Here is a 20,778-nt window from a genome sequence, read left to right as displayed (position 1 = left end):
GCCGGTGCGGGGGCCGGCGACGACGCCTGGGCCGGCCGAGGCATCCCGCTGAAGAGCGAGGCGGCCACAACAACCATTACGAGCAGAACACTGAGTCCTGCCCACACCCGTGCCCACATGCTCTGTATCCTCCTCCTCTGTCTGGAGTCGGATCCCGCCGACATGCGTCCCGGTGTGTTCCTCACCCCCCTTCAGCAGGCGGTCGCCCTCAGGCGCTCCCGCCCCGGGCGATGGCCGTCAGCGCCGCAGCCACCCGGTCCAGGTTGAGCTGGTTGGCGCGCTCGACCTGCTCGATCAGGCGCCCGGGGATAGCACGGGTGCCCCGCAGGGCGCCCGCCAGACTCCCCGCGATGATGGCCACCGTGTCTGTGTCGTCGCCGATGTTGACGCCGCCCACGATCGCCTCCAGCGGGTCGCCGCAGGCCGCCACGAAAATGCCGATAGCGGCGGGTACGGCCTCCGCGATGTGCAGGCCGCTACCCACGTAGGCGTGGATGTCCCGGATGGCATCCAGCACGCTTCGGTGTCGCACCGCCAGCCCCACGGCCAGCTCCATCCGCCGGTACACGGATGGACCGGCGACCACACGGCCCTCCCGGCGGCCGATCTCTTCACCCCGGAGGGCGCCGTGGAATGCTGCCTGAACCACCGCGTAGACGTCCGCGTCCAGAGTTAAAGCCCGTGCCACGCCCGCAGCCACAGCACAGGCACCGGACATGGCAAGCTGGGTGGCGTGGGAGGGTAGACACATGGTCACGGCATCTCGGATGGCACCCTCCAGGTCCCCCGGGTGGACGAGCCCAGCCGGTGCCACCCGCATGGCCGCGCCGTTGGACGTGCCCATGCTGGTGAGCTTCCCCTGGCGCCCCACCACTCGGGGGTCTGTGCCCCGTCGCAGTTCCTCGATGGCCGCCCGAGTGGTGGGGCCCGCGAACCGTCGGAAGACCTCGGGGTCGTCAGCCCATCGCAGAAGATGCTGTGCCACCGCGTTCACGGTCAGCCGCCCGCCGGTCGCAATCAGGGCCTCCGCCATGGCCAGCATCTGGCCTGAGTCGTCTGTGATTTGGCCGGCGTCGCGCCCTCCGGCAAACGGGCTGTCGGGGGGCGGGGGGACGAACTCCCGCACCGGCCCGCCAAAGAGGGAGATGATTTCCTCGTAGCTGCGCTGCTCGGTGGCCGCCCCCATGGCGTCGCCGATAACGCCAGCTGCCAGGCTTCCGAGAATGCGGTCGTGCAGGTCGGTCACCACCTGACTCCCTCCGCAGGGTGGCTTTCCAGCAGACGCTGGGCCCACAAGCCGATGCCGCCCGCCGGCACAACCCCCCGTTCGGTGATGTAGGCCTCGACCAACGGTGCCGGCGTAACCTCAAAGAACCGATTCCAGACCGTGATGCCGTCCGGAGGTACCCATCCCTCCGTCAGCTCTTCCGGAGGCCTGCTACCGACGTCGGGCGGGTGGCCCTGGACCGCGCGGAGGTCGAGCTTGGCCGTTTCGGCAGCCACATACAGCGGGATACCGAAGTGCCGCGCCGCCAGCGCCAGCAGGAAAGTCCCCGTCTTGTTCAGGAACGCACCCGAGGGGAGGATCGCGTCGGCACCAACAAGCGCCAGGTGCGCCTCTCTGATGCGCGCTCCGACGGCTGCGTCCGGGATGAGCTCACCGCGAAAACCCAGGCGGGCAGCCTCTTCCAGCACCCGGCGGCCTTCCCGCAGCGGCCGGGATTCGGTGGCGATGATGGTGAGGGTCTTCCGCTGGCGGCAGGCGGCGCGCAGGATGCGGATCACTGAGTCGCTCCGGCTGTGGGTCACGAGCGTCACACCATCGGCGAGCAGATGAGCCCCGGCCTCGGCTAGGCGCTCCAGGTTGACCTCCGAGCGGCGTACGGTATCGTGGGCCCATGCGGACAGCGCTGCCCGGATTTCCTCCGCCGGCGCGTGGGACGCGATCTTGGCTTCCAGCAGCCCCTCGGCAGCCCGGACGGCATTGGCGACGGTGGCCATGACGGGCATGAGCAGGAGGAGCTCGCGCGCCGTATCGCGGAGGCGGCGGCGCATCTCGTCGTAGTCCGACCCGGTGTACTCCGCCACCGACAGGGCCAGCACCTGGGCCGCCGCCCGCCCGATGGCGCTACCTCCGCTCACTTCGCCGGCCCGTAGCTGTCGAAGGAGTTCCGAAAAGCCGGTGGAGCTCATGGTCTCGCTCCTACGCCTGGCGGTCGCGGAGGAGTCAGTTTCACCACGTATCGGTAGATGTCGGACCGTATCACCGACAGCGCATATTCCACCGGGCGTCCGTCGTGCAGCAGGCACACCCTCCGCAGGATCAGGACCGGATCTCCTTCGCGAATGCCCAAAAGTTCCGCCTCTCGCCGGCTGGCCCGGCGGGCCCACATCTCGTCCTGAGCCGCGCCGATGCGGATCCCGTACCGGGTTTGGAGCAGCAGATACAGCGACCCCGCTGCCTGTACCATGGGCGCCGACAGCCCGGGAACGGCCTGAGCCGGAAGATACGAGACACTGAAGTTCACCGGCTGAGAGTTGGCGGTCCGCACGCGCTCGATCCGAGCCACCCGGGATCCGGGGGGCAGGCGAAGGGCCGCACTCACCTCCCGGGAAGGTCGTCCCATGGCGACACGCACGGCGGCCATGCCAGGCTGCAGCCCCTGGGAGCGCAGCATATCTGTGAAACTCATCAGGACATCTCCCGCCTGCCGGATGGCCGCCTGGGCCACCATGATGCCCTTGCCGCGCACCGAGACCAACGTGCCCTCCAGCAGCAGGGGGCGCAGGGCTTCGTGAAGCGTGGTGCGGCTGACGCCATAGTGGCGGAGAAGGACCCGTTCTGGAGGCAGGAACGTGCCCGGAGGGATCCGGCCTTCGCCGATCTGGCGTTCCAGGTCGGTCCGCACGAGGAAATATTTGGGGACGGGCGCGGGCCGGGACGACCGCAGGGGTGTTGCCGATAGCCCGGTAAAAGGCGTCAAGACCCCGCGTTCCGTGGGAGGGGACATGACATCATGCCCACATGACGGGTTTGATTTTTTGGATTTCTGCCTAGGAAGAGGAGATTCCTCCGCAGGCCGGAGGGGAAAACGGTCTGCCCGAGGGGACGAGGCCGAGGGTTGTCCTATGGTGATTGATGATTAACGACGTCGGGACCGGCCGATGTAGCAGATTGATCCGACAGGATCGAGGGCCAAACCCAGGAGCCAGTCGAGGGGTCTCACCGCCGGGGCGGGGTCCACTGCCAGACCGGCAGCAGCGTGTCCACCGGCGCGTAGTCGTCGGTCAGCAAGGGGACGTCGCCGGTGGCGACGGGCGCATCGTAGTAGTCGGCCGCATAGCGCAGAAAGTCGCGGTAGGTGACCCGCGGGGCCACCTGGCGGGCACGGGCGAGGATCTGCTCCCGGCTCAGTCCGGCTTCGGCGGTGGCCACCAGCAGGATGTTGCGGATGACATCGGCGTCCAGATACGGCCGGAATGCGGTGGGAAACGGATACAGCCCGGGGAAGACCTGGCCCTGGGTCCTGTACATGGCCCTGAACAAGGCACTGCGGGGACCCTCCAGGGCCCCGATGATGTTGGACACTGCCACCCCGCCCGGCGCCAGGCGCGACCGGACCAGCCGCATGAACTCCACCGTGGTCAGGTGGAAGGGAATCGAGTCGGCAAAGTAGGCATCCAGGATGATCATGTCGTAGCGGCGAGTCGTGCGCAGCAGGAACTGGCGGCCGTCCTGCACTGCGACCGGCAGGCGGGGATCGTCGGGAACGGCGAAGAACCGCCGCGCCACCATCACCACCAGGGGGTCCAGCTCGGCGGTCTCCACGGTCAGCTCGGGATAATCCCGCCAGAAACGCTTCTGGATCGACCCGCCGCCCAGACCCACCACCAGCACCCGCCGGGGGTGGGGCTGGAAGATCAGCCCCAGGTGGGCGTAGGCGGAGTACAGAAACGGGCTGTCGAAGGGGTCGGCCAGGTACATGCCGCTCTGGAAGGACCGGTCAAACCGCAGGTAGCGGGCGACGTTGTCCTCGGCCACCACGATGTGGTGGTAGACGCTGTCCGTCTGAAAGATCACCCGGAACCCGCCGACGCCGGGGATCGCGGCCGGCGCGGGGGAGGACGCAGAAAGACCAGCGACCGCGGCGGCGAATACCCAGAGGGGGATCCGTTCCCGCAGGGCTCTCACACGCCCATTCTATAAGGAACCCGCTCGGAGGTGTCCGATGGCCGAGCCGGTCTACACCGCCCGTGTCAGGGTCTACCAGGACAGGCGCCCCCGCCGGCGCGCCTACGTGGCGCCCTTTGACCAGCCTATCGTCTTCGGCGTCCACTCGGAGGTGGCGTCCTTCTACAAGATCTCTCCCGACGAGCCCCTGCCCTCGACGCTGGACTACCTGGTGGCCGCCGCCGCCGGCTGACTGACCGGCACCCTGGCCGGCGCGCTGGAGGCGCGCGGGATACCCAGCTACCCCGACAGGCTGTGGACCGAGGCCGAAGGGACCGTGGAAGCCCCCGAGGGCGTGCTCAAAGTGACCCGCATCCGGGTGAGGTACCATCTCAAGATTCCAGCCGGCCAGCGCGAACAGGTGGAGCGCATCCTGCCGGTGTTCGAGCGCGGCTGCCCGGTGGCCCAGACGCTGCGGGGCTGCGTCGCCATCGAGCACGCCTGGGAGGTGACGGAGGAGTAGGTCTGGACCAGCAGGCCCGACGGAGGGACCGGTCCGGCCCCGCCGAAGTGGACCTGCGATCTCCGGGGTGAATCCGCACGGTGGAGGTGAGCGCCATGGGCCGAACTCATTTCCTGCCCTCGGACAAGGTGCACTACGCGTGGAACAACCGCCTGCCTCCCGCGCTGGAGGTGTCTTCCGGCGACACGGTGGTCTTTGATCTGCGCGAGGTCACCGACAACCAGATCACCCCCCAGTCCACCGCCGACGACCTGACGCGGCTGGACTGGAGTCGGATCTACCCCCTGGGCGGGCCGGTGTTTGTCAAAGGCGCCCGACCCGGCGACACGCTGGAGGTGGAGATCCTGGACCTGCACCCCAAGGGCTGGGGCTGGACCGGCATCATCCCCGGCTTCGGCCTGCTGGAGGAGGAGTTCACCAAGCCGTATCTGCGCATCTGGGACCTGTCGGCCGGCGACCACACCACCCTGCACGAGAAGATCCGCATCCCTCTGGATCCCTTCTGCGGCACCATGGGCGTCGCGCCGGCCGAGCCCGGAGAGCACCCGGTGATGCCGCCGGGGAAGTTCGGCGGCAACATGGACATCCGCCACCTGACCCGGGGGACGCGGCTGCTGCTGCCGGTCCAGGTGGAGGGAGCGCTGTTCTCCTGCGGGGACTGCCACGCCGCCCAGGGCGACGGCGAGGTCTGCGTGACGGGCATTGAGGCCCCCATGCATGTCGCGGTACGCCTGTGGGCCCGCCCCAACGTCTCCGTTCCGGAACCGCAGTTCATGACCCCGGGCCCCCTGACCCGCAGGTACGACGAGCGGGGCTACTATGCCACCACCGGCATCTCGCCGGACCTGATGGAGGCCGCCCGTAAGGCCGTCCGCCACATGATCGGCTACCTGACCCGGACGCACCACCTGACGCCGGAAGACGCCTACGTCTTGTGCAGCGTGGCCGTGGACCTGAAGATCAGCGAGGTGGTGGACAAGCCCAACTGGATCGTCACAGCCTACCTCCCGCAGGCCCTGTTTGCATAGGACCGATGCCCGAGCGGTGGTCCCTTCCCAGGCCGTCGTCGGCGCCAGCGACGCCCCGGCTCGGGGCGAGGGTGTGAGGGGTCTCGTGCGGTGACCGAGGACGCCGACCGTCTCCAGCGCCTGGCCCGCCACCTGGCCCGCGCCGTCCGGGGCGAGGTGCGTTTCGACCAGGTCACCCGCGTCCTGTACAGCACCGACGCCAGCATCTACCAGGTCCTGCCGCTGGGGGTGGTGATTCCCCGCGACGCCGACGACGTGGCGACTACCCTGCGCCTGTGCGCGGAGGAGGGCGTGCCTGTCCTCCCCCGGGGCGCGGGCACCAGCCTGGCGGGCCAGGCCATCGGGCGGGCGGTGGTGATCGACTGCTCCCGGTGGATGGACCGCATCCTGGAGATCGATCCGTCGGCGCGCCTGGCGCGGGTACAGCCCGGTGTCGTGCAGGACGCCCTCAACGCGGCTGCGGCCGCCTACGGCCTGCGCCTGGGCCCGGATACCGCCACCAGCAACCGGGCCACCCTGGGGGGAATGATCGGCAACAACTCGGCGGGGATGCGCTCGGTGGTCTACGGCAAGATGGTGGACCACGTGGTCGCTCTCCGGGTGCTGCTGTGGGACGGCGCCGAGCTGGCCACCGGCCCCCTGGATGACGCCGCGCTGCGGGCCCGGCGGGAGGAGCGCACCCGCGGAGGGGAACTGTATCGGGTCGTGCTGGACGAGGTGGATGCGCACCGGGAGGAGATCGCCCGGCGCTATCCGCGGTTGCTGCGGCGGGTCGCGGGCTACAACCTGCCGGAGCTGCTGGAGCGCCCGTTCAACCTCTCGCGCCTGCTGGTCGGGTCCGAGGGCACCCTGGGGGTGGTTGCCGAAGCCACCGTGCGCCTGGTGCCCCGGCCGCCCTGCGCCGCGGTGGCGGTGGTGCACTTCGACGACCTGCTGGCGGCCCTGGAGGCGGTACCGGCCATCCTGCCCCTTCGCCCGTCGGCGGTGGAACTGATCGACCGCCAGGTCCTGGAGATGACCCGGGCGCAGCTGGAATACGCCCGGCGCATGACCTTTGTCCGCGGCGACCCGGCGGCGCTGCTGGTGGTGGAGTTTTCCGGCGACCACCCCGATGAGGTCCGGGACCGCCTGAGTGCCCTGGAGGCGGCGCTGGCGGGGGTGCGGGGAGCCTACGCGGTGGTGCGGGCGGAGGACCCCGCCGCCCAGGACAACATCTGGCAGGTGCGCAAGGCGGGCCAGGGGTTGCTGCAGGGTATCCGCGGCGACAGCAAGCCCATCACCTTCGTCGAGGACACGGCGGTCCCGCCGGAACGCCTGGCGCCGTACATCCGCCGCGTGATGGGGATCCTGGAACGCCACGGAGTGCGGGCGGCGATCTACGCCCACGCCAGCGTGGGCTGCCTGCACGTGCGACCCTACGTGAGCCTGAAGGACGCCCGGGAGATTGCCACCATGCGCGCCATCGCCGAGGAGGTGGGCGAGCTCGTCCTGGAGTTCGGCGGGGCGTTTTCGGGTGAGCACGGGGACGGTCTCGTGCGCTCGTGGTTCTTGGAGCGGTACTACGGCCCGGTGGTCTATGGCGTCTTCCGGCGCATCAAGCGCGCCTTCGACCCCCACGGCCTGCTCAACCCCGGCAAGATCGTGGACGCCCCGCCCATGACCGAGAATCTGCGCTATGGACCCGGGTACCGCACGCGGGAGGTGCCCACCACGTTTGACTGGAGCCGGGACGGCGGGTTCGCCCGGGCCGTGGAGATGTGCAGTGGCGTGGGCGCGTGCCGCAAGCTGGACGCGGGTACCATGTGCCCGTCGTTCATGGTCACCCGGGAGGAGATGCACTCCACCCGCGGCCGGGCCAACCTGCTGCGGGCGATCCTGTCGGGACTGCTGCCCCCGGCAGAGCTCACCGGTCGGGCGCTGTACGAGGCACTGGACCTGTGCCTGGAGTGCAAGGGGTGTCGGGCCGAGTGCCCGGCCACCGTGGACATGGCCCGCCTCAAAGCCGAGGTTCTGGCCCACCACTACCGGGTCCACGGGATCCCGCTGCGGGCCCGGCTGTTCGCCCACATCCACCATCTGAGCCGGCTGGGGGCGAAGGCCGCGCCGGCGTCCACGTGGGTCGTGCAGGCCGCGCCCACGCGATGGCTTCTGGATCGGCTGGGGGGTATTGACCGTCGCCGGCCGCTGCCGCCGTTTGCCCGGCCGACGTTTGACGCCTGGTGGCGACGGAACGCGCGGCGCACAACCGCCGTGGCCGACCGGCCCCGGGTGGTCCTGTTCGCCGATACGTTCATGCGCTATCACTACCCGGAGGTCGGTCGCGCCGCCGTGGGCATACTCGAGCGCCTGGGGTACCGGGTGGAGGTGCCGGAGGTGACCTGCTGCGGGCGGCCGATGATCAGCAAGGGCCTGCTGGAGGCGGCCCGCGCCCGGGCCCGGGAGAATCTGCGCCGTCTGGCGCCGTACGCGGCGGAGGGCGTGCCCATCGTCGGATGCGAGCCCTCCTGCCTGCTGACGTTCCGCGACGAGATTCCCGACCTGGTCCCGGGGGAGCAGGCGGCCCCGGTGGCGCGCCGCGCGGTCCTGATAGACGAGTTCCTCCATGGTCACATTCAGGCGCACGGGTGGCCTGGATCCGCGGCAGAATCCAACGGGCTCGCGCCGGGCAAGATCCTGCTGCACGGCCACTGTCACCAGAAGGCGCTGGTGGGGACCCGGCCGGCGCGAGAGGTGCTGCGCGCCGCCGGATTCCAGGTGGAGGAGGTGGACTCCGGCTGCTGCGGCATGGCCGGTTCCTTCGGCTTTGAGCGGGAGCACTACGAGCTGTCCCTGGCGATCGGCGAACGCCGCCTGCTGCCGGCGGTGCGCGCTCTGCCGCCTGAGGTCCCGGTGGTGGCCATGGGCGTGTCCTGCCGTCAGCAGATCGCCCACGGGGCCGGCCGGCGGGCCGTGCACCTGGTGGAACTGCTGGCCGACGCGCTGGGGGTGCAGTGTTGAGGCGGTCCGCGTGGAACCGCTTGCGAGCCACAGCGCGTTCTGGTATTTGGGTTGTCGGGGTTGTCAGATATCACGCGCGGGAGGTGGTCTCGATGCGCATGGTGGCGTGCGCGGCGGCCATCGTGGTGGCGCTGGCGACGGCGACGCCGGCTTTCCCTCAGAACCCCGGAGAGACCCTGATCCTGCAGCGCATCAACGCAGTTTACGGGACGGCGTTTGACGACCTTGAAGGCCTCGTTCAGAAAATGCGCACTGCCGGGATGGGCTGGGGCGAGATCATCATCGTGCTCCACCTGGCGGTCCTGTCGGGCCGCAGCGTGGACCAGATCCTCACCATGCGGGACGGAGGTCTCGGCTTCGGCGAGATCGCCCGCGCGCTGGGCATCCACCCCGGCGAACTGGGTAAGGCCGTCGCGGCCGTGATGTCCGAGGGACGCTCGACGGAGGGTCTGGAGCGCGCCGCAGATGCCCGCGAGCGCGCCCGCGGCCGCCCCTGAGTCCTGGCACCGCTTTTCCCTCTCCCTCGGTGCCAGGCTCAGCCTGCCGGCGCAGGTTTCTCCGCGCCCGCGGAGAGGGCGTCACAGCATTCCCTCTTCCCGTGCGGGCGAGGGGGCGCAACCGCTTCGAGCCAGTGAGGTGACAGGTGACAGTCACCTGACACACTATTCTTGCTCGCCCAGGGCAAGTCGCAGAAAGAGGGGACCCCGCAAAGAGGCGACGTGACGGCCATCCTGGAGTGGGGGCCTGCTCGGTCTTCGAATGCGACAACACGGTGACAGTCACTCTCCGGGGTCAGGGAACTGCTAAGAAACCATCCCTGGGGGCATCGGGCAAGTCACACGTATAGGGGACGCTACAACGGGTGACATGACGGCCCGACCGCAAGTCGACCGGGCGAGCGCTCACTGTGCCGTGCACCGGTGACAGTCACCCGATGAGGTAGCCAACCCTACAAACAAATCAATCCGGCGCCATCTCACGCAAGTCACAAGATGGAGGGAATCCGCGACGGGAGGCGCGCGAGCGGTCGGACTCGGCTCCGCGGTCGGCCCCGTCAGCGTCGCGCCCGCCACGCCGCCAGTCCCACCGTCCCTGCGCCAGTCGCAGCCACGGTGAGGCGGACGATCCACCCGTAGGGAAGGGCGTAAAGCGCGGTGAGGATCACCGTACCCAGCAGCACGGCCAGGGGCAGCGCCGGCGGCCGGGTCCGCCGCAACAGGGCCAGCACCACCTGCCCCACGCCCGCAGCGACCACCGGCTGCGCTCCATACGCGACCGCCGCCAGCAGCAGGACCAGGATGGCTGCCAGGGGGATCCCCACGATGGAGACGGCCAGCGCGATCGCGAGGACGGGGATCACGACCAGCAGCGCCACCCCCGCGGCCAGGTTGGCCGGAAGCCTGTGCATCGCCGCCCGCCCGCCGTCTCGCACCGCCTGCGGGGCGACGACCGCCGCCACCAGTCCCAGGACCAGCAGTCCCAGCCCCTCCCACACGCGCAGGGCCTGGCAAACCGGCAGGCCCAGCACCCGGACCGGGCGGCGAGGTGGGGGAGGAACGCGCTGAACCGAGCCGCTGATCCGCGCCCCGGGTCTGATGTCGGCCTCCGCGTCCGCCGAATAGCGCACGTCGCCGCCGATCACGGCGGTGGGCATGATCGTCAGGCGCCGGGCGTCCACCCGCAGGCCCTTGCCGACCCGGCCGGCGACGACGACGGTCCCCCCCGCCGCCCGCAGGTAGCGGCTCACCTCTCCGGCCACCTGGATGTCTTCACCCGCGACCACCAGGTCCCGCCCGACCCTCGTCCCCTCCGTCACGGTCACCGTCGCCGCGGCCACTACAGCGTCGGCGCCCACCGTCCCGGTCAAAGACATGGTCTGAGCTACCGCCCGCACGGCGCGGCCCACCTGCCCGTCCAGGCGGACCTCCCGGGCCGCGGCCAGCACTCCGCCGGTCACACGGCCGATGACCTCCACCCTCTGTCCCGCCGCCACCACGTCTCCATCCACGGTGCCGGTGACCGACACCGCCGTGCCGGCGGCGTAGAGGTCGTCGGCCAGGCTGGTTGAGATGGTCACCACATCGCCGGTCTGCACGACAAACGCTTCAACCGGTGCGGCCAGCGCCAGCACCAGCGCCGCCGCCACGCCCATGCCCTTCACGATCAGACCGCCTCCCCAGGCTCGCACGACTCCAGAGGATGGTTCCCGTCGAGCTCCCCGCGAGCCTGCCCGGTTCTGACTGACGCTGCGGCTTGCGCCCGCGCCTTCCCGCGTCTCCCGGCTGCCTGGAATCGTTCCAGGAGTCGGCGGTGCCCGCGTCCAAAGGTTTTCTGCCGACGCCATCGCGCAGGAGGTCCCCCATGTTGTCTGCCGACCAGATCGACGCCCTGCGGGCGCTGTCCAGTCCCACGGTGGCCAATGCCGTCGAAACGTTCCGCATCCGTCCCCGGGAGTCGGGCTACCTGGCCCCCGGGATCCGGGCGCTGTTCGCCGATCTGGGTCCGGTGGTGGGCTATGCGGTAACCGCCCTCATCCGGGCGGAGCGCCCGGCCGCGCCCGACCGCCGGATCAGCACCTTCGCCTGGTGGGACTATCTGTCGAGCCTGCCGGCGCCGAGGGTGGTCGTCATGCACGACCTGGACCGTCCGCAGGGCCAGGGGGCGTTCTGGGGGGAGGTCCAGGCCACCATCCACCAGGCTTTGGGATGCGTGGGCGTGGTAACCGACGGGGCCGTGCGCGACCTGGACGAAGTACGCGCGCGGGGGTTTCAGCTGTGTGCCGCCCACGTTTGTGTCTCCCACGCCAACGTGCACCTGGTGGACTTCGGGGTGCCGGTGAAGGTGGGCGGCGTGTGGATCCAGCCCGGCGACCTGCTGCACGGCGACCAGCACGGGGTGGTGGTGATTCCCGCGGAGCTGGCTGCGCTGGTTCCCGAGGCGGCCCGGCGCCTGGCCGCCGAAGAGCAGCGGATCATCGAAGCCTGCCGGTCGCCGGAGTTCTCCCTCGAGCGCCTGAAGGCAGTCTACCGCGCCGTCCGGCCGGACGCCTTCTGACGATCCGTCGCTGTCCTGGCCGGATTGGCCGCCGGCCGGCGCCGGTTCCGCGAGGGGCGCGATGGACATCCTGATCATCGGGGGTACCCAGTTCTTCGGCTGGGATCTGGTGGAGCGATTGCTCGACCGGGGCGACCGCGTTACGGTCTTCAGCCGCGGCCAGCGACGTCCCCCGTTCTGGGAGCAGGTGCAGCACATCCGTGGCGACCGCCGGGACCGCGGGGCTGTGGCCGCCTCCCTGCGGGGGCGGCGGTTCGACGTGGTCATGGACAACATCGCGTTCGAGCGCCGCGACGTGGAGGCCGTGCTCGAGGCCTTGGGCGAGGGCGCCGGCCACTATGTGCTTACCAGCAGCGGGGCCGTGTATCCCGATCTGGAGCCTCCCGAAGCATTTCGTCCTCTCCCCGAAGAGGCCGCCGACCTCTCCCGGCGGGGAGACGGCGCCTACGCCGAGGGCAAGCGGGAGTGCGAGCAGGCCCTGCAGGATCAGCGGGTCGTCCCGTTCACCGTCATCCGGCCGCCCATCGTACAAGGGCCGCGGGACCCCACCCTGCGGGGCTGGTTCTGGTACCAGCGGATCGCCGATGGCGGGCCCGTGCTGGTTCCCCTCCGCTATCCGGTGCCCATCTGGCGCCAGGCCTACAGTCGGGATGTGGCCGCCGCCCTGGCGCTGGCCGCCGGCAACCCCGTGGCCTTCGGCCGGACCTACAACGTCGCCTCCGACGAAATCGTGGCCCTGGAGGAGTTCGTCCGGCTGGCCGCCGGAGTGTGCGGAGTTCCCGATCCCGTTGTCGCGGTCCCGGAAGACGTCCTGAGGCGGGAGGCCCCGTGGTACCGCCCACCGTTCACTCACCGGTTCGTCCTGGACACCACCCGCATTCGCAGCGAGCTGGGCTTCCGTCCCACGCCCCTGGCGCGGTGGCTGGACGAGACAGTCCGCTGGCACCTGGGCGCCGATCTCCCCGCGTCTGCGGGCTACGAGCGCCGCGGCGACGAACGGGCCCTGGCGCGCCGGTGGAAGGACCGCCACGGCTAGGTTCCGCCCCCCGATATCGGCGCCACGCGGACGGCGAAGGAAGGCTCCCTGTCCGCGGCCGCGGAACTCATCAGGTGAGCAGATGCCCGCCACCGTGACCGTCTACGACGGCGCCGCCGCCATCGGGGGCAACAAGATCTTCGTGGAAGACGGCGGCAGGGGTGTCTTTCTGGACTTCGGCACACCGTTTGATACCCGCGCCCGCTATTTTGAGGAGTTCCTGCAGCCCCGTTCCCGGGCGGGCCTGGTGGACCTGGTCCACATGGGCCTGTTGCCTCCTCTGCGCGGGATCTACCGCTCCGACATGGTGGATCCCGCGGGCCGCGTGTGGGAGCGGGCGCGGCGCTTTGCCCATTACCGCGAGCTGTCGGCGGCCGCCGTCCTGCTGTCCCACGCCCACGTGGACCACTGCGGATACATCTCGTTTCTGGACCCCGCCATCCCCATCATCTGCACCGCCATGACCGCCTATCTGGTCAAGGCCATCCAGGATGCCGCCGCCCACCAGTTTGAGGGCGAGATGGCCTACGCGGTGCCGCGAATCGCCGACGACGAGGGCACCATCGGGACGGCCCCGCCCAAGGATTTCGCCTATGTCCGCCGTCCGTACCGGGTGGCCGACGCCGTCCCGCCAGACCCCTACGACTTCTGGAACCTCTCTCCGGCCGCCGACCGGGGCCGGTACTTCCCACCCCAGCGGCTGGAGCCCGCCGCCGACGCCGGCGGCATGCCGGTGCGCGTGTTCCCGGTGGACCACTCCATCTACGGCGCCGCCGCGTGCGCTGTGCAGACGTCGGCCGGATGGGTGGTGTACACCGGCGACCTGCGCCGCCACGGCCGCCTCCGAACTGTGACCGACGCCTTTGTCCAGGAGGCCCGGGCCCTGCAGCCGGTGGCGCTGGTTTGCGAAGGGACCAACATCGACCGCGGCCCCGGTGCCAGCGAGCAGGAGGCGTTCGAGGCCGCCCTGGCCGCGGTGGAGGGAGCCTCCGGCGAGCTGGTGGTCGCCGACTTCGGGCCCCGCAACGTGGAGCGACTGCTGGCGTTCTTGGACATCGCCCGCCACACCGGGCGGCGCCTGGCGATCACCGACAAGGACGCCTATCTCCTGTGGGCGATGCGCGCCGTGGACCCGGCCATTCCCACCCCGGCCAGTGAGCCCGCCCTGGTCGTCTATCGCCGCCGCCTGCTGCGGCCCGATCGGTGGGTGGAACTCGTGCGCGAGTGGTTTCCCGCCCAGGTAACCGCCGCCGATGTGGGTGCGCGGCCGGGCGAGTTCATCCTGTGCTTCTCCTTTTTCGAGGTTACCGAGTTGATCGACATCGATCCGTCCGGTGGGGTGTGGATCTATTCGGCCAGCGAGCCCCATAACGAGGAGCAGCTGTTCGAACTCGGCCGCCTGCGGAACTGGTTGGATCGGTTTCACCTGCGCCCGCTGGGGGTGGGAGACGCGCCGTCGCCGTACCACTCGTCGGGTCACATCAGCGGGCCGGAGCTTGTGGACCTCGTCCGGGAGATCGCCCCCGCCCAGGTGATCCCGGTGCACACCACCCGGCCCGATCTGTTCGCCCACCTGCTGGGGGGTCACCCGCCGGTCCGCCTGCCGCAGATCGGCATGCCCCTCGCCCTGTGACCCGGGGAGGGAGTGCGGGCAGGAGCTAGTGGGTCGCCCCCCCTCGCCCGGCCAGCCCCACTTTCCCGAACACCCACGGCCCGCCGAAGGACACCCACAGCCCCACAAGGCCATACCGGAGGAAGCGGAAGATGAAGAAGGTGGGAGAGGGCTCGCCCGGCAGGACGGTGCGCAGGCCGAAGTAGATGCCCAGTGCCACGGTCGCGCCGACGGCATACCGCAGCATGCGCTGCCCCCACGGTCCTCGGGCGCTGAAGGCCGCGGATCTCCGCATCAGAGAAAGACCCGCCCCCAGACCCGCGAGCGCGCCCGCCGCGGCCACCGAATCGTGTGTCGGGTGAAGCCCCGCCGCCACCGCCGGCAGCACCACCGCAGCGGTCACCTGCCCCAGCGGCCCCATCCGGCGGACCGGCGGCAGGATCGCGGGGAGAACGGCCGGCACGGCGGCGGCCAGGAGGGACCCGAGCGTCCACCCGGCCAGCACGTCGGTGGGGAAGTGCACGCCCAGATAGACCCGCGACACGCCCACCAGCACCGCCATGGTGGCGGCCAGCCCCCACGCCCACCTCGTCCGGGCCCACGCTCCCAGCGTGCCCCACACGGCCGCCGCCGCCTGGGCGTGGCCGCTGGGCAGGCCGTATCCATCCGCCTCCACCAGCTTCACGGAGGGCTTGAGATCAGGCGGCCGCGGCTGCATCAGCGCGTCCTTGAGGACACTGTTGACCATCACCGACAGCAGGAAAATCGCGCCGACGCGCATGCCCATTCCGAAGTCCACGCACCAGGCCAGGAAAGGCAGCAGGGCCAGGTAGAACTCCTCGTCGCCTATGAAGGTGAATCCCCGCATCGCCGCATCCAGCACCGGCGACCGGTACTGTTGCAGCCACACGATCACGGCCAGCCCCCACTGCCAGATGGCCTCCATGCGCCGCCACCCTTTCGCCTCTTCCGTTCACCGGGTCAGACCCTCGAGGTTCTGGGGTGACTCAGACCCATGGCGGATCACGCCTTCTTCGCACCTTCTCTGTTCTCCCACATTCCCTCTCCCCTCCGGGTGAGGTCCTGGCAGAGGCAGCCACGCCACCCGACGGCTCGACGCGCCGAAATTTTGGGGTCAGACCCCTGTCCATCGTTTCGCGCCGGAGGGATCGCAGAGGTGAGGGTCGCACGTTTGGGGGACGCTGGCGAGACCGCTCCTCCGTCCTCGCTATCCCCGGATCCCTCCTACCGCAGCCGCACCTGCGCGACCACCGGGAGGTGGTCCGAGGCCGTGGTCTGGGGGATGGACGCGGACACCGACGTCACGTCGGAGCTGGCAAAGAGGTAGTCGATGCGCTCGTAGGGCCGGCCCGACGCGAAGGTGAAGGCCTCTCCCAGGCCGTGGGGAACGGTCAGCTCGCGCAGTCCCGCGTCCAGCAGGCGCCGGATGGTGGCCTCCGACGGCGTGGCGTTGAAGTCCCCGGCGATCACCGCGCGTGGCCGTCCCTGCCAGAACGTCAGCAGGTCGGCGGCCTGGGCTTCTCGGTCTGCTGCGTAGGCCGCATAGGGCGAGAAGTGCGTGGTGACAAACAGCAGGTCGCCGGCAGCCGTCGGCACCACCACCCACGTCAGGCCGTAGGCCAGCGGGCTGGTCCGCCGCGGGTAGGCTCTCCACCCGTAGTCCGAGATCGGGTAGCGGCTGAGGATGACATGGCCCACCAGATCTCCCAGCATGGGCGCGTACACCACCCGGTACTGGGGCAACCGCCAGCGCAGCCACGCCACCAGGTCCGGGCCGCCGTTGACGTTCCAGCCGCGTCCGACCTCCTGCAGGCCCACCAGGTCGGCGTCCAGGCTTTCGATGACCCGGGCGATGCCCTCGGGGTCCGGCACCCCCCGGTAGGTGAACGCCTGGTGGATGTTGTAGGTGGCCACGCTGAGAATGGGCGGCGCCGGGCGGTCCCTAGCCGCCAGGTCTCCCGCGGCGCGGGCCTGCGCGATCCCCGCCGCGCAGACGATCAGACCGAGGGTTCCGACAACACCTCCCGCAGCCGCCGCCCGCAGCGCGCCCACCGCGGCACCACGCGTGCGCAGGAAGGTCGGGACCACGGCCACTGCCGCCATGACCGCCCACAGCTGTGGCCACGTGTAGTGGGAGTAGAAGGAAAACAACAGCGCAAAGATCAGGACGGCCGCCACGGCCGTCCACCCGTACACGGAGGCCGTACCGTGACTCGCACGCCGAGCCGATGGGCCCGAGCCGGTCGGCCGGGACGCCAGCGCCCCCGCCAGCGAGATGACCAGCAGCATCTGGACCGCAGGGACCAGCCACACCCCTGGCCCGGCCAGCCAGCCCGGCCGCAGGAGGGCCGCAACCGCAGCGACCGCCGCCACCGCGCGGATGGACGCCGGCGCATCCCAGGCTGCGGCCACGCAGGCCGCCACCAGGCCCAGGAGGATGAGTGTGGCCGTCCGGAGCATGTCCCACCCTGCCAGAACGGCCACCCACCCCGGATTCGCCAGGAGGGTCAGCTGCAGGACCAGATAGGGCCCCAGGGCTGCGAGGCCCCACCCCGGCAGGTTCTCCGTGCCGGAGGCCGGGGTCAGCGGGAGGACACTGCCGTACAGCGCCGCGGCCAGCAGCAAGGCCACCCCCCCCGCCGTGGGGCCCCGCAGGACCGGCAGGTCCAGTCCCTGCAACGCGGCCTGCACCGCCACCTGGGCCGCCACCCCCAGCAACAGACCCGGCAGGACCGCGGAGGCGGTGCCGCGCCCACCCAGCGCGGCGACGACCGACGGAAACAGCCACAGCCAGGCGACCCACGCCGCCACACTCAGCGCCGGGGTGAGGGAGGGATGGGCGACAGACTGGTTCAGCGCATACAGCATCCCGAAGATCAGCGCGAAGCGGACCTCCGGCCGGCGGCCCCCCAGCCGGCGCGCGACCGGCCAGGCCATCAACCCCACGGTCCAGAACCCCAGTGCGATGGCCCCCAGCTGGGTGGGCGCACGATCCTGGCCGATGTTCCAGACGATCATGGACAGGAACGCACGCAGGGCGTGAATGCCGGTCCAGGCCGTGAGGGCGGCGGCGAAGAGATCCACCCACCGCAGGGCGGAGCGCATTGACACACACCTTCCCTGTCCCCGCCTCGACTCCTGCGGACCCGTGGACGCGCAGAGGCACGATCCGTAGACGGAGCATGCCTCTTCCCCGCGGAGAGAGGGTACGGGTAGGGGGCCGCGGACTGCCCGACCCCTGCCCCGGGCACATTCCCCGCAGAAAGGGGGCAGGCGAGTGGCCCGGCGAGCCATCGTCGTCGCGGGAGGGATCCTCGCCGTGACGGTGTGGGCTGCGGTGCAGGCGGCCGCCTACCCGCCGGGCTCCCGGGAGCTGCGGGCGGTCACCGTGCTCGTGGACCGCGTGGGCGGACGGGTGGACTGGTCGCACGCCCACGGGTGGATCGCCGCCGGCATCTTCGGGTCCGACGGCTACGCCGACATCTGGCTCCTGCGTCCGGACGGTTCGGAGCGGGTCTGCCTCACCTGCGGCCACCCGCAGGTCCCTCAGAAGCACAACGACCTTCCCGCGTGGCACCCCGGAGGCGAGTACATCCTATTCCAGTCCCAGGACCCGAGCCTGGATCTGCCCGTCGGAGAGCGCCTGGAGGCGCACCTCACTCAAGGCGGAGCGGGCCTGAACAATAACCTCTGGCTGATCACCCGCGACGGCCGGCGCGCCTGGCAGCTGACCCGCGTGCGTGCCGGCGAGGCGAGCCTGCACGCCCACATCTCGCCCGACGGCCGCCGGGTCCTGTGGGCGGCGCGGGTGCAGGAGGGGAGGCGCAAGGTGTGGGCCCTCAAGCTGGCGGAGCTGGTTATCGACGGCCGTGGTGCGCGCCTGTCTGGCGAGCGGACGCTGCGGCCCCGCGGGGACGCCGAGACCTTCTATGAAAGCCACGGGTTTACCCCGGACGGTGGCACCATCATCTTTTCGGTCAGCATCGGTCGGGGACACCCCTTTGACCTGGATATCTGGACCATGGATATCGCCACCGGGCGCCTGACCAACCTGACCAACACGCCGGGGGAGTGGGACGAGCATGCCCAGCTCTCCCCCGACGGCCGCACCCTCGTGTGGATGACCAACCGCGGGTACCCCATCCCGCCACGGGAGTTCTCCCAGTACGGCCGGACGCTGCGCACGGACTACTGGCTGATGGACCGGGACGACGGGAGGCAGCGGCGTCTGACGTACTTCAACGAGCCCACCGCCCCCGAGTACGCGGGGGGCCGCACGATCGTCGCCGACGCCGCCTGGAACCGGGAGGGCGACCGCCTGGTCGCGACGATGGTGGTGTTCGCCGGGCGGGAGGCCACTCACCGCATTGTCCTGCTCGACGTCGCCCGTCGGCCCTGAGCTTGAGATAGAGTCTCCAACTTCTCGCCCCGGAGGAGAAGCGCGCGGACCCCGACCCCTCGGCGCTCCCGGCTGACGCGGTTCGGCCGGCGGTCGGTACGTTCTGCCCGGAGAAATTCTAGCGTACCTCATCCAATGCGATTACCCGGACGACCGCCGCCGGCGGCGGAGGAACGGCGCGAGGACGGATCGAACCTAGCCACAAAATTTCCGCGTGTCCCCGCTGCAATCCCAGGCATCCGGAGCGTTGGTCACGGCGCGCAGCGAAAGGTGTGCGCCCTGTAGGGGAGTGCTCGGGCGGATCGGGCAAGCGGAAAAGGAGGGCAGTGCATGAAGCGTGTGCTGAGCGCGGCCGCCATCCTGGCCACCGCGCTGACGACGGCGGTGGGGGCGGGTCTGGCGCAGACCGGAACGGTGCGCATCGCGATCACCAGGGACGAAGGGTATCTGAACCCCTACACCTACCAGAGCGGGTACCCGGGGTGGAACCTCATGACGCTGGTGTACGACCCGCTGTTTTACCCCGACGCGAACAACGAGCCCATCCCCTGGCTGGCCCGGGACGTACGGGTGTCGCCCGATGGACGCACCTGGACGCTCACCCTGCACCCCAACATCCGCTGGCACGACGGCCGTCCGCTGACCTCCGACGATGTCAAGTTCACATTCGAGTACGTGCAGAAGGTCCCCCACTCGCGCTGGACGCCCGCGACCCGCAACCTGGAGGCCGTCGAGGCGCCGACCCCTCAGACGGTGGTCTTCCGGTTGAAGACCCCCGACGCCGGATTCCGGCTGCGCACCCTGGCGGATGTGCCCATCCTGCCCCGGCACATCTGGGAGCCGGTCACCACGGTGGCGGCGGCACGGGCGTTCACCAACACGGTGGGTAGCGGGCCGTTCCGGGTGGAGGAAGTCCGGGCGGGTCAGTTCTACCGGCTGGTGGCCACCCCCCAGTACTTCGCCGGGCCCGTCAAGGTCCGGGAGCTGGTCCTGCCCATCGTGCGCGACGCCACCGTCTCCTTCACCGCCCTGCAGGCCGGCGAGATCGACGCCAACGTGCGGACCCTCACCCCCGAATTGGTCGTCCAGTTCGAGCGGCAGCCAGGGCTTAAGGTCGTCCGCGGCCCGGGCTATGCCTCCACCCTGTTGCAGTTCAACGTGGAGCACCCGGTGCTGGGTGACGTCCGCCTGCGGCGGGCCATCGCCAACGCCATCAACACCTCCCTGATGGTCCGCCTGTTGATGCTGGGCTACGCGGTGGTCGGTTCTCCCGGCTACATCCACCCGGCGTCGCCCTTCTACGCGCCGGGGCTGACGTTCGAGCCCAGCAAGGCCCGGGCGGTGGCGTTGCTCAACGAAGCCGGCTACCGGGACCGGAACAACGACGGCGTCCGGGAAACCCCCCAGGGGACGCCCCTGCGCTTTACCCTGCTGGCCCAGGCCGAGAACCCCATCCGCATCCGCGGCGCGGAGCTGGTGCGCACCTGGCTGAAGGACATCGGCATCGCCGTGGATGTGCGTGTGGCCGACGATGCCTCGGTGATCGATCAGGTCTGGCCCGAGTTCGACGTGTGCAAGGGGCGGCGGTTCGATCTGGCCATGTTCGGCTGGTCGGCCCCGGTGATGACCCGGCCCACGGCCCTGGTGGACCTCTTCCACTCCGACTGCCGGATCGGGACGATCAACATCGGGGGGTACAAGAACCCTGAACTGGACCGGCTGGGCGAGGAGCTGCTGGTCACGGTGGATCCCGACCGGCAGAAGGCCCTGGTGGCGCAGATGCAACGCCTGATCGCCCGGGATCTGCCTGTGCACGTCCTCTTCTATCCGGACGTGATCATGGCGTACCGCCCCGCCGCCTTCGACCGGTGGGTGTTCCAGAAGGGCCAGGGGATTCTGACGAAGCTGTCCTTCGTCGATCCCCCCCGGCGCTAGGG

The 20,778-nt window shown here is 70.2% G+C and carries 17 protein-coding genes; 10 read left to right on the top strand and 7 right to left on the bottom strand.

What is annotated here, in order from left to right; genetic code table 11:
* Positions 1-208: 208 nt before the first annotated feature.
* The 4 genes from RB150_06475 to RB150_06460 form a co-directional block, all read right to left on the bottom strand.
* The gene (locus tag RB150_06475) at positions 209-1,249 is read right to left on the bottom strand and encodes an ADP-ribosylglycohydrolase family protein (protein MDQ7820178.1); all 1,041 of its coding nucleotides are present in this window, start codon (positions 1,247-1,249) and stop codon (positions 209-211) included.
* Positions 1,243-2,193, bottom strand: coding sequence for a translation initiation factor eIF-2B (locus RB150_06470; GenBank protein ID MDQ7820177.1), 951 nt, complete (start codon positions 2,191-2,193; stop codon positions 1,243-1,245). Before RB150_06470 ends, RB150_06475 begins: the two co-directional genes overlap by 7 nt.
* Positions 2,190-2,909, bottom strand: coding sequence for a GntR family transcriptional regulator (locus RB150_06465; protein ID MDQ7820176.1), 720 nt, complete (start codon positions 2,907-2,909; stop codon positions 2,190-2,192). Before RB150_06465 ends, RB150_06470 begins: the two co-directional genes overlap by 4 nt.
* 314 nt (positions 2,910-3,223) lie before the next feature.
* Positions 3,224-4,081, bottom strand: coding sequence for a fused MFS/spermidine synthase (locus RB150_06460; GenBank protein ID MDQ7820175.1), 858 nt, complete (start codon positions 4,079-4,081; stop codon positions 3,224-3,226).
* A gap of 148 nt (positions 4,082-4,229) precedes the next feature.
* Between RB150_06460 and RB150_06455 the strand changes: the two genes are divergently transcribed.
* The 5 genes from RB150_06455 to RB150_06435 all read left to right on the top strand — a co-directional run bounded on the left by RB150_06455 (position 4,230) and on the right by RB150_06435 (position 9,216).
* Positions 4,230-4,424, top strand: coding sequence for a hypothetical protein (locus RB150_06455; protein MDQ7820174.1), 195 nt, complete (start codon positions 4,230-4,232; stop codon positions 4,422-4,424).
* The gene (locus tag RB150_06450) at positions 4,425-4,694 is read left to right on the top strand and encodes an OsmC family protein (GenBank protein MDQ7820173.1); all 270 of its coding nucleotides are present in this window, start codon (positions 4,425-4,427) and stop codon (positions 4,692-4,694) included.
* Between the two features lie 95 nt (positions 4,695-4,789).
* Positions 4,790-5,722 carry an acetamidase/formamidase family protein gene (locus RB150_06445; GenBank protein MDQ7820172.1) on the top strand — a complete coding sequence of 311 codons (933 nt, stop codon included), beginning with the start codon at positions 4,790-4,792 and terminating at the stop codon, positions 5,720-5,722.
* 90 nt (positions 5,723-5,812) lie between these two features.
* Positions 5,813-8,719, top strand: a complete 2,907-nt coding sequence (locus RB150_06440) for an FAD-linked oxidase C-terminal domain-containing protein (protein MDQ7820171.1) — start codon at positions 5,813-5,815, stop codon at positions 8,717-8,719.
* Between the two features lie 92 nt (positions 8,720-8,811).
* Positions 8,812-9,216: a hypothetical protein gene (locus RB150_06435; protein MDQ7820170.1), complete on the top strand. Its 405-nt coding sequence runs from the start codon at positions 8,812-8,814 to the stop codon at positions 9,214-9,216.
* A gap of 557 nt (positions 9,217-9,773) precedes the next feature.
* On the opposite strand, the gene RB150_06430 is transcribed toward RB150_06435, so the two are convergent.
* Positions 9,774-10,880, bottom strand: a complete 1,107-nt coding sequence (locus tag RB150_06430) for a polymer-forming cytoskeletal protein (GenBank protein MDQ7820169.1) — start codon at positions 10,878-10,880, stop codon at positions 9,774-9,776.
* A gap of 200 nt (positions 10,881-11,080) precedes the next feature.
* Here RB150_06430 and RB150_06425 point away from each other — a divergent pair, with 200 nt between their 5' ends.
* The 3 genes from RB150_06425 to RB150_06415 all read left to right on the top strand — a co-directional run bounded on the left by RB150_06425 (position 11,081) and on the right by RB150_06415 (position 14,442).
* Positions 11,081-11,773 carry an RraA family protein gene (locus RB150_06425; GenBank protein MDQ7820168.1) on the top strand — a complete coding sequence of 231 codons (693 nt, stop codon included), beginning with the start codon at positions 11,081-11,083 and terminating at the stop codon, positions 11,771-11,773.
* A 61-nt stretch (positions 11,774-11,834) separates the two neighbouring features.
* Positions 11,835-12,809: an NAD-dependent epimerase/dehydratase family protein gene (locus tag RB150_06420; GenBank protein MDQ7820167.1), complete on the top strand. Its 975-nt coding sequence runs from the start codon at positions 11,835-11,837 to the stop codon at positions 12,807-12,809.
* 82 nt (positions 12,810-12,891) lie between these two features.
* Positions 12,892-14,442 (top strand): exonuclease, encoded by a 1,551-nt coding sequence (locus tag RB150_06415; GenBank protein MDQ7820166.1) that lies wholly within the window; start codon positions 12,892-12,894, stop codon positions 14,440-14,442.
* A 25-nt stretch (positions 14,443-14,467) separates the two neighbouring features.
* Here RB150_06415 and RB150_06410 read toward each other — a convergent pair whose 3' ends face one another.
* A complete protein-coding gene (locus RB150_06410; GenBank protein MDQ7820165.1) occupies positions 14,468-15,367 on the bottom strand; it encodes a phosphatase PAP2 family protein in 900 nt (299 codons plus the stop codon).
* 299 nt (positions 15,368-15,666) lie between these two features.
* The gene (locus RB150_06405) at positions 15,667-17,547 is read right to left on the bottom strand and encodes an endonuclease/exonuclease/phosphatase family protein (GenBank protein ID MDQ7820164.1); all 1,881 of its coding nucleotides are present in this window, start codon (positions 17,545-17,547) and stop codon (positions 15,667-15,669) included.
* Positions 17,548-17,719: 172 nt separating this feature from the next.
* Here RB150_06405 and RB150_06400 point away from each other — a divergent pair, with 172 nt between their 5' ends.
* Positions 17,720-18,841, top strand: a complete 1,122-nt coding sequence (locus RB150_06400; GenBank protein ID MDQ7820163.1) for a hypothetical protein — start codon at positions 17,720-17,722, stop codon at positions 18,839-18,841.
* A 330-nt stretch (positions 18,842-19,171) separates the two neighbouring features.
* Entirely contained in the window at positions 19,172-20,776 is a 1,605-nt protein-coding gene (locus tag RB150_06395; GenBank protein MDQ7820162.1) for an ABC transporter substrate-binding protein, read from the top strand.
* Positions 20,777-20,778 lie beyond the last annotated feature (2 nt).

The organism is Armatimonadota bacterium, from assembly GCA_031081675.1.
GTDB lineage: Bacteria > Sysuimicrobiota > Sysuimicrobiia > Sysuimicrobiales > Kaftiobacteriaceae > Calidihabitans > Calidihabitans tengchongensis.
Note: the sequence above shows the minus strand (reverse complement) of the source record. Positions and strands in the feature narration are given on the sequence as shown.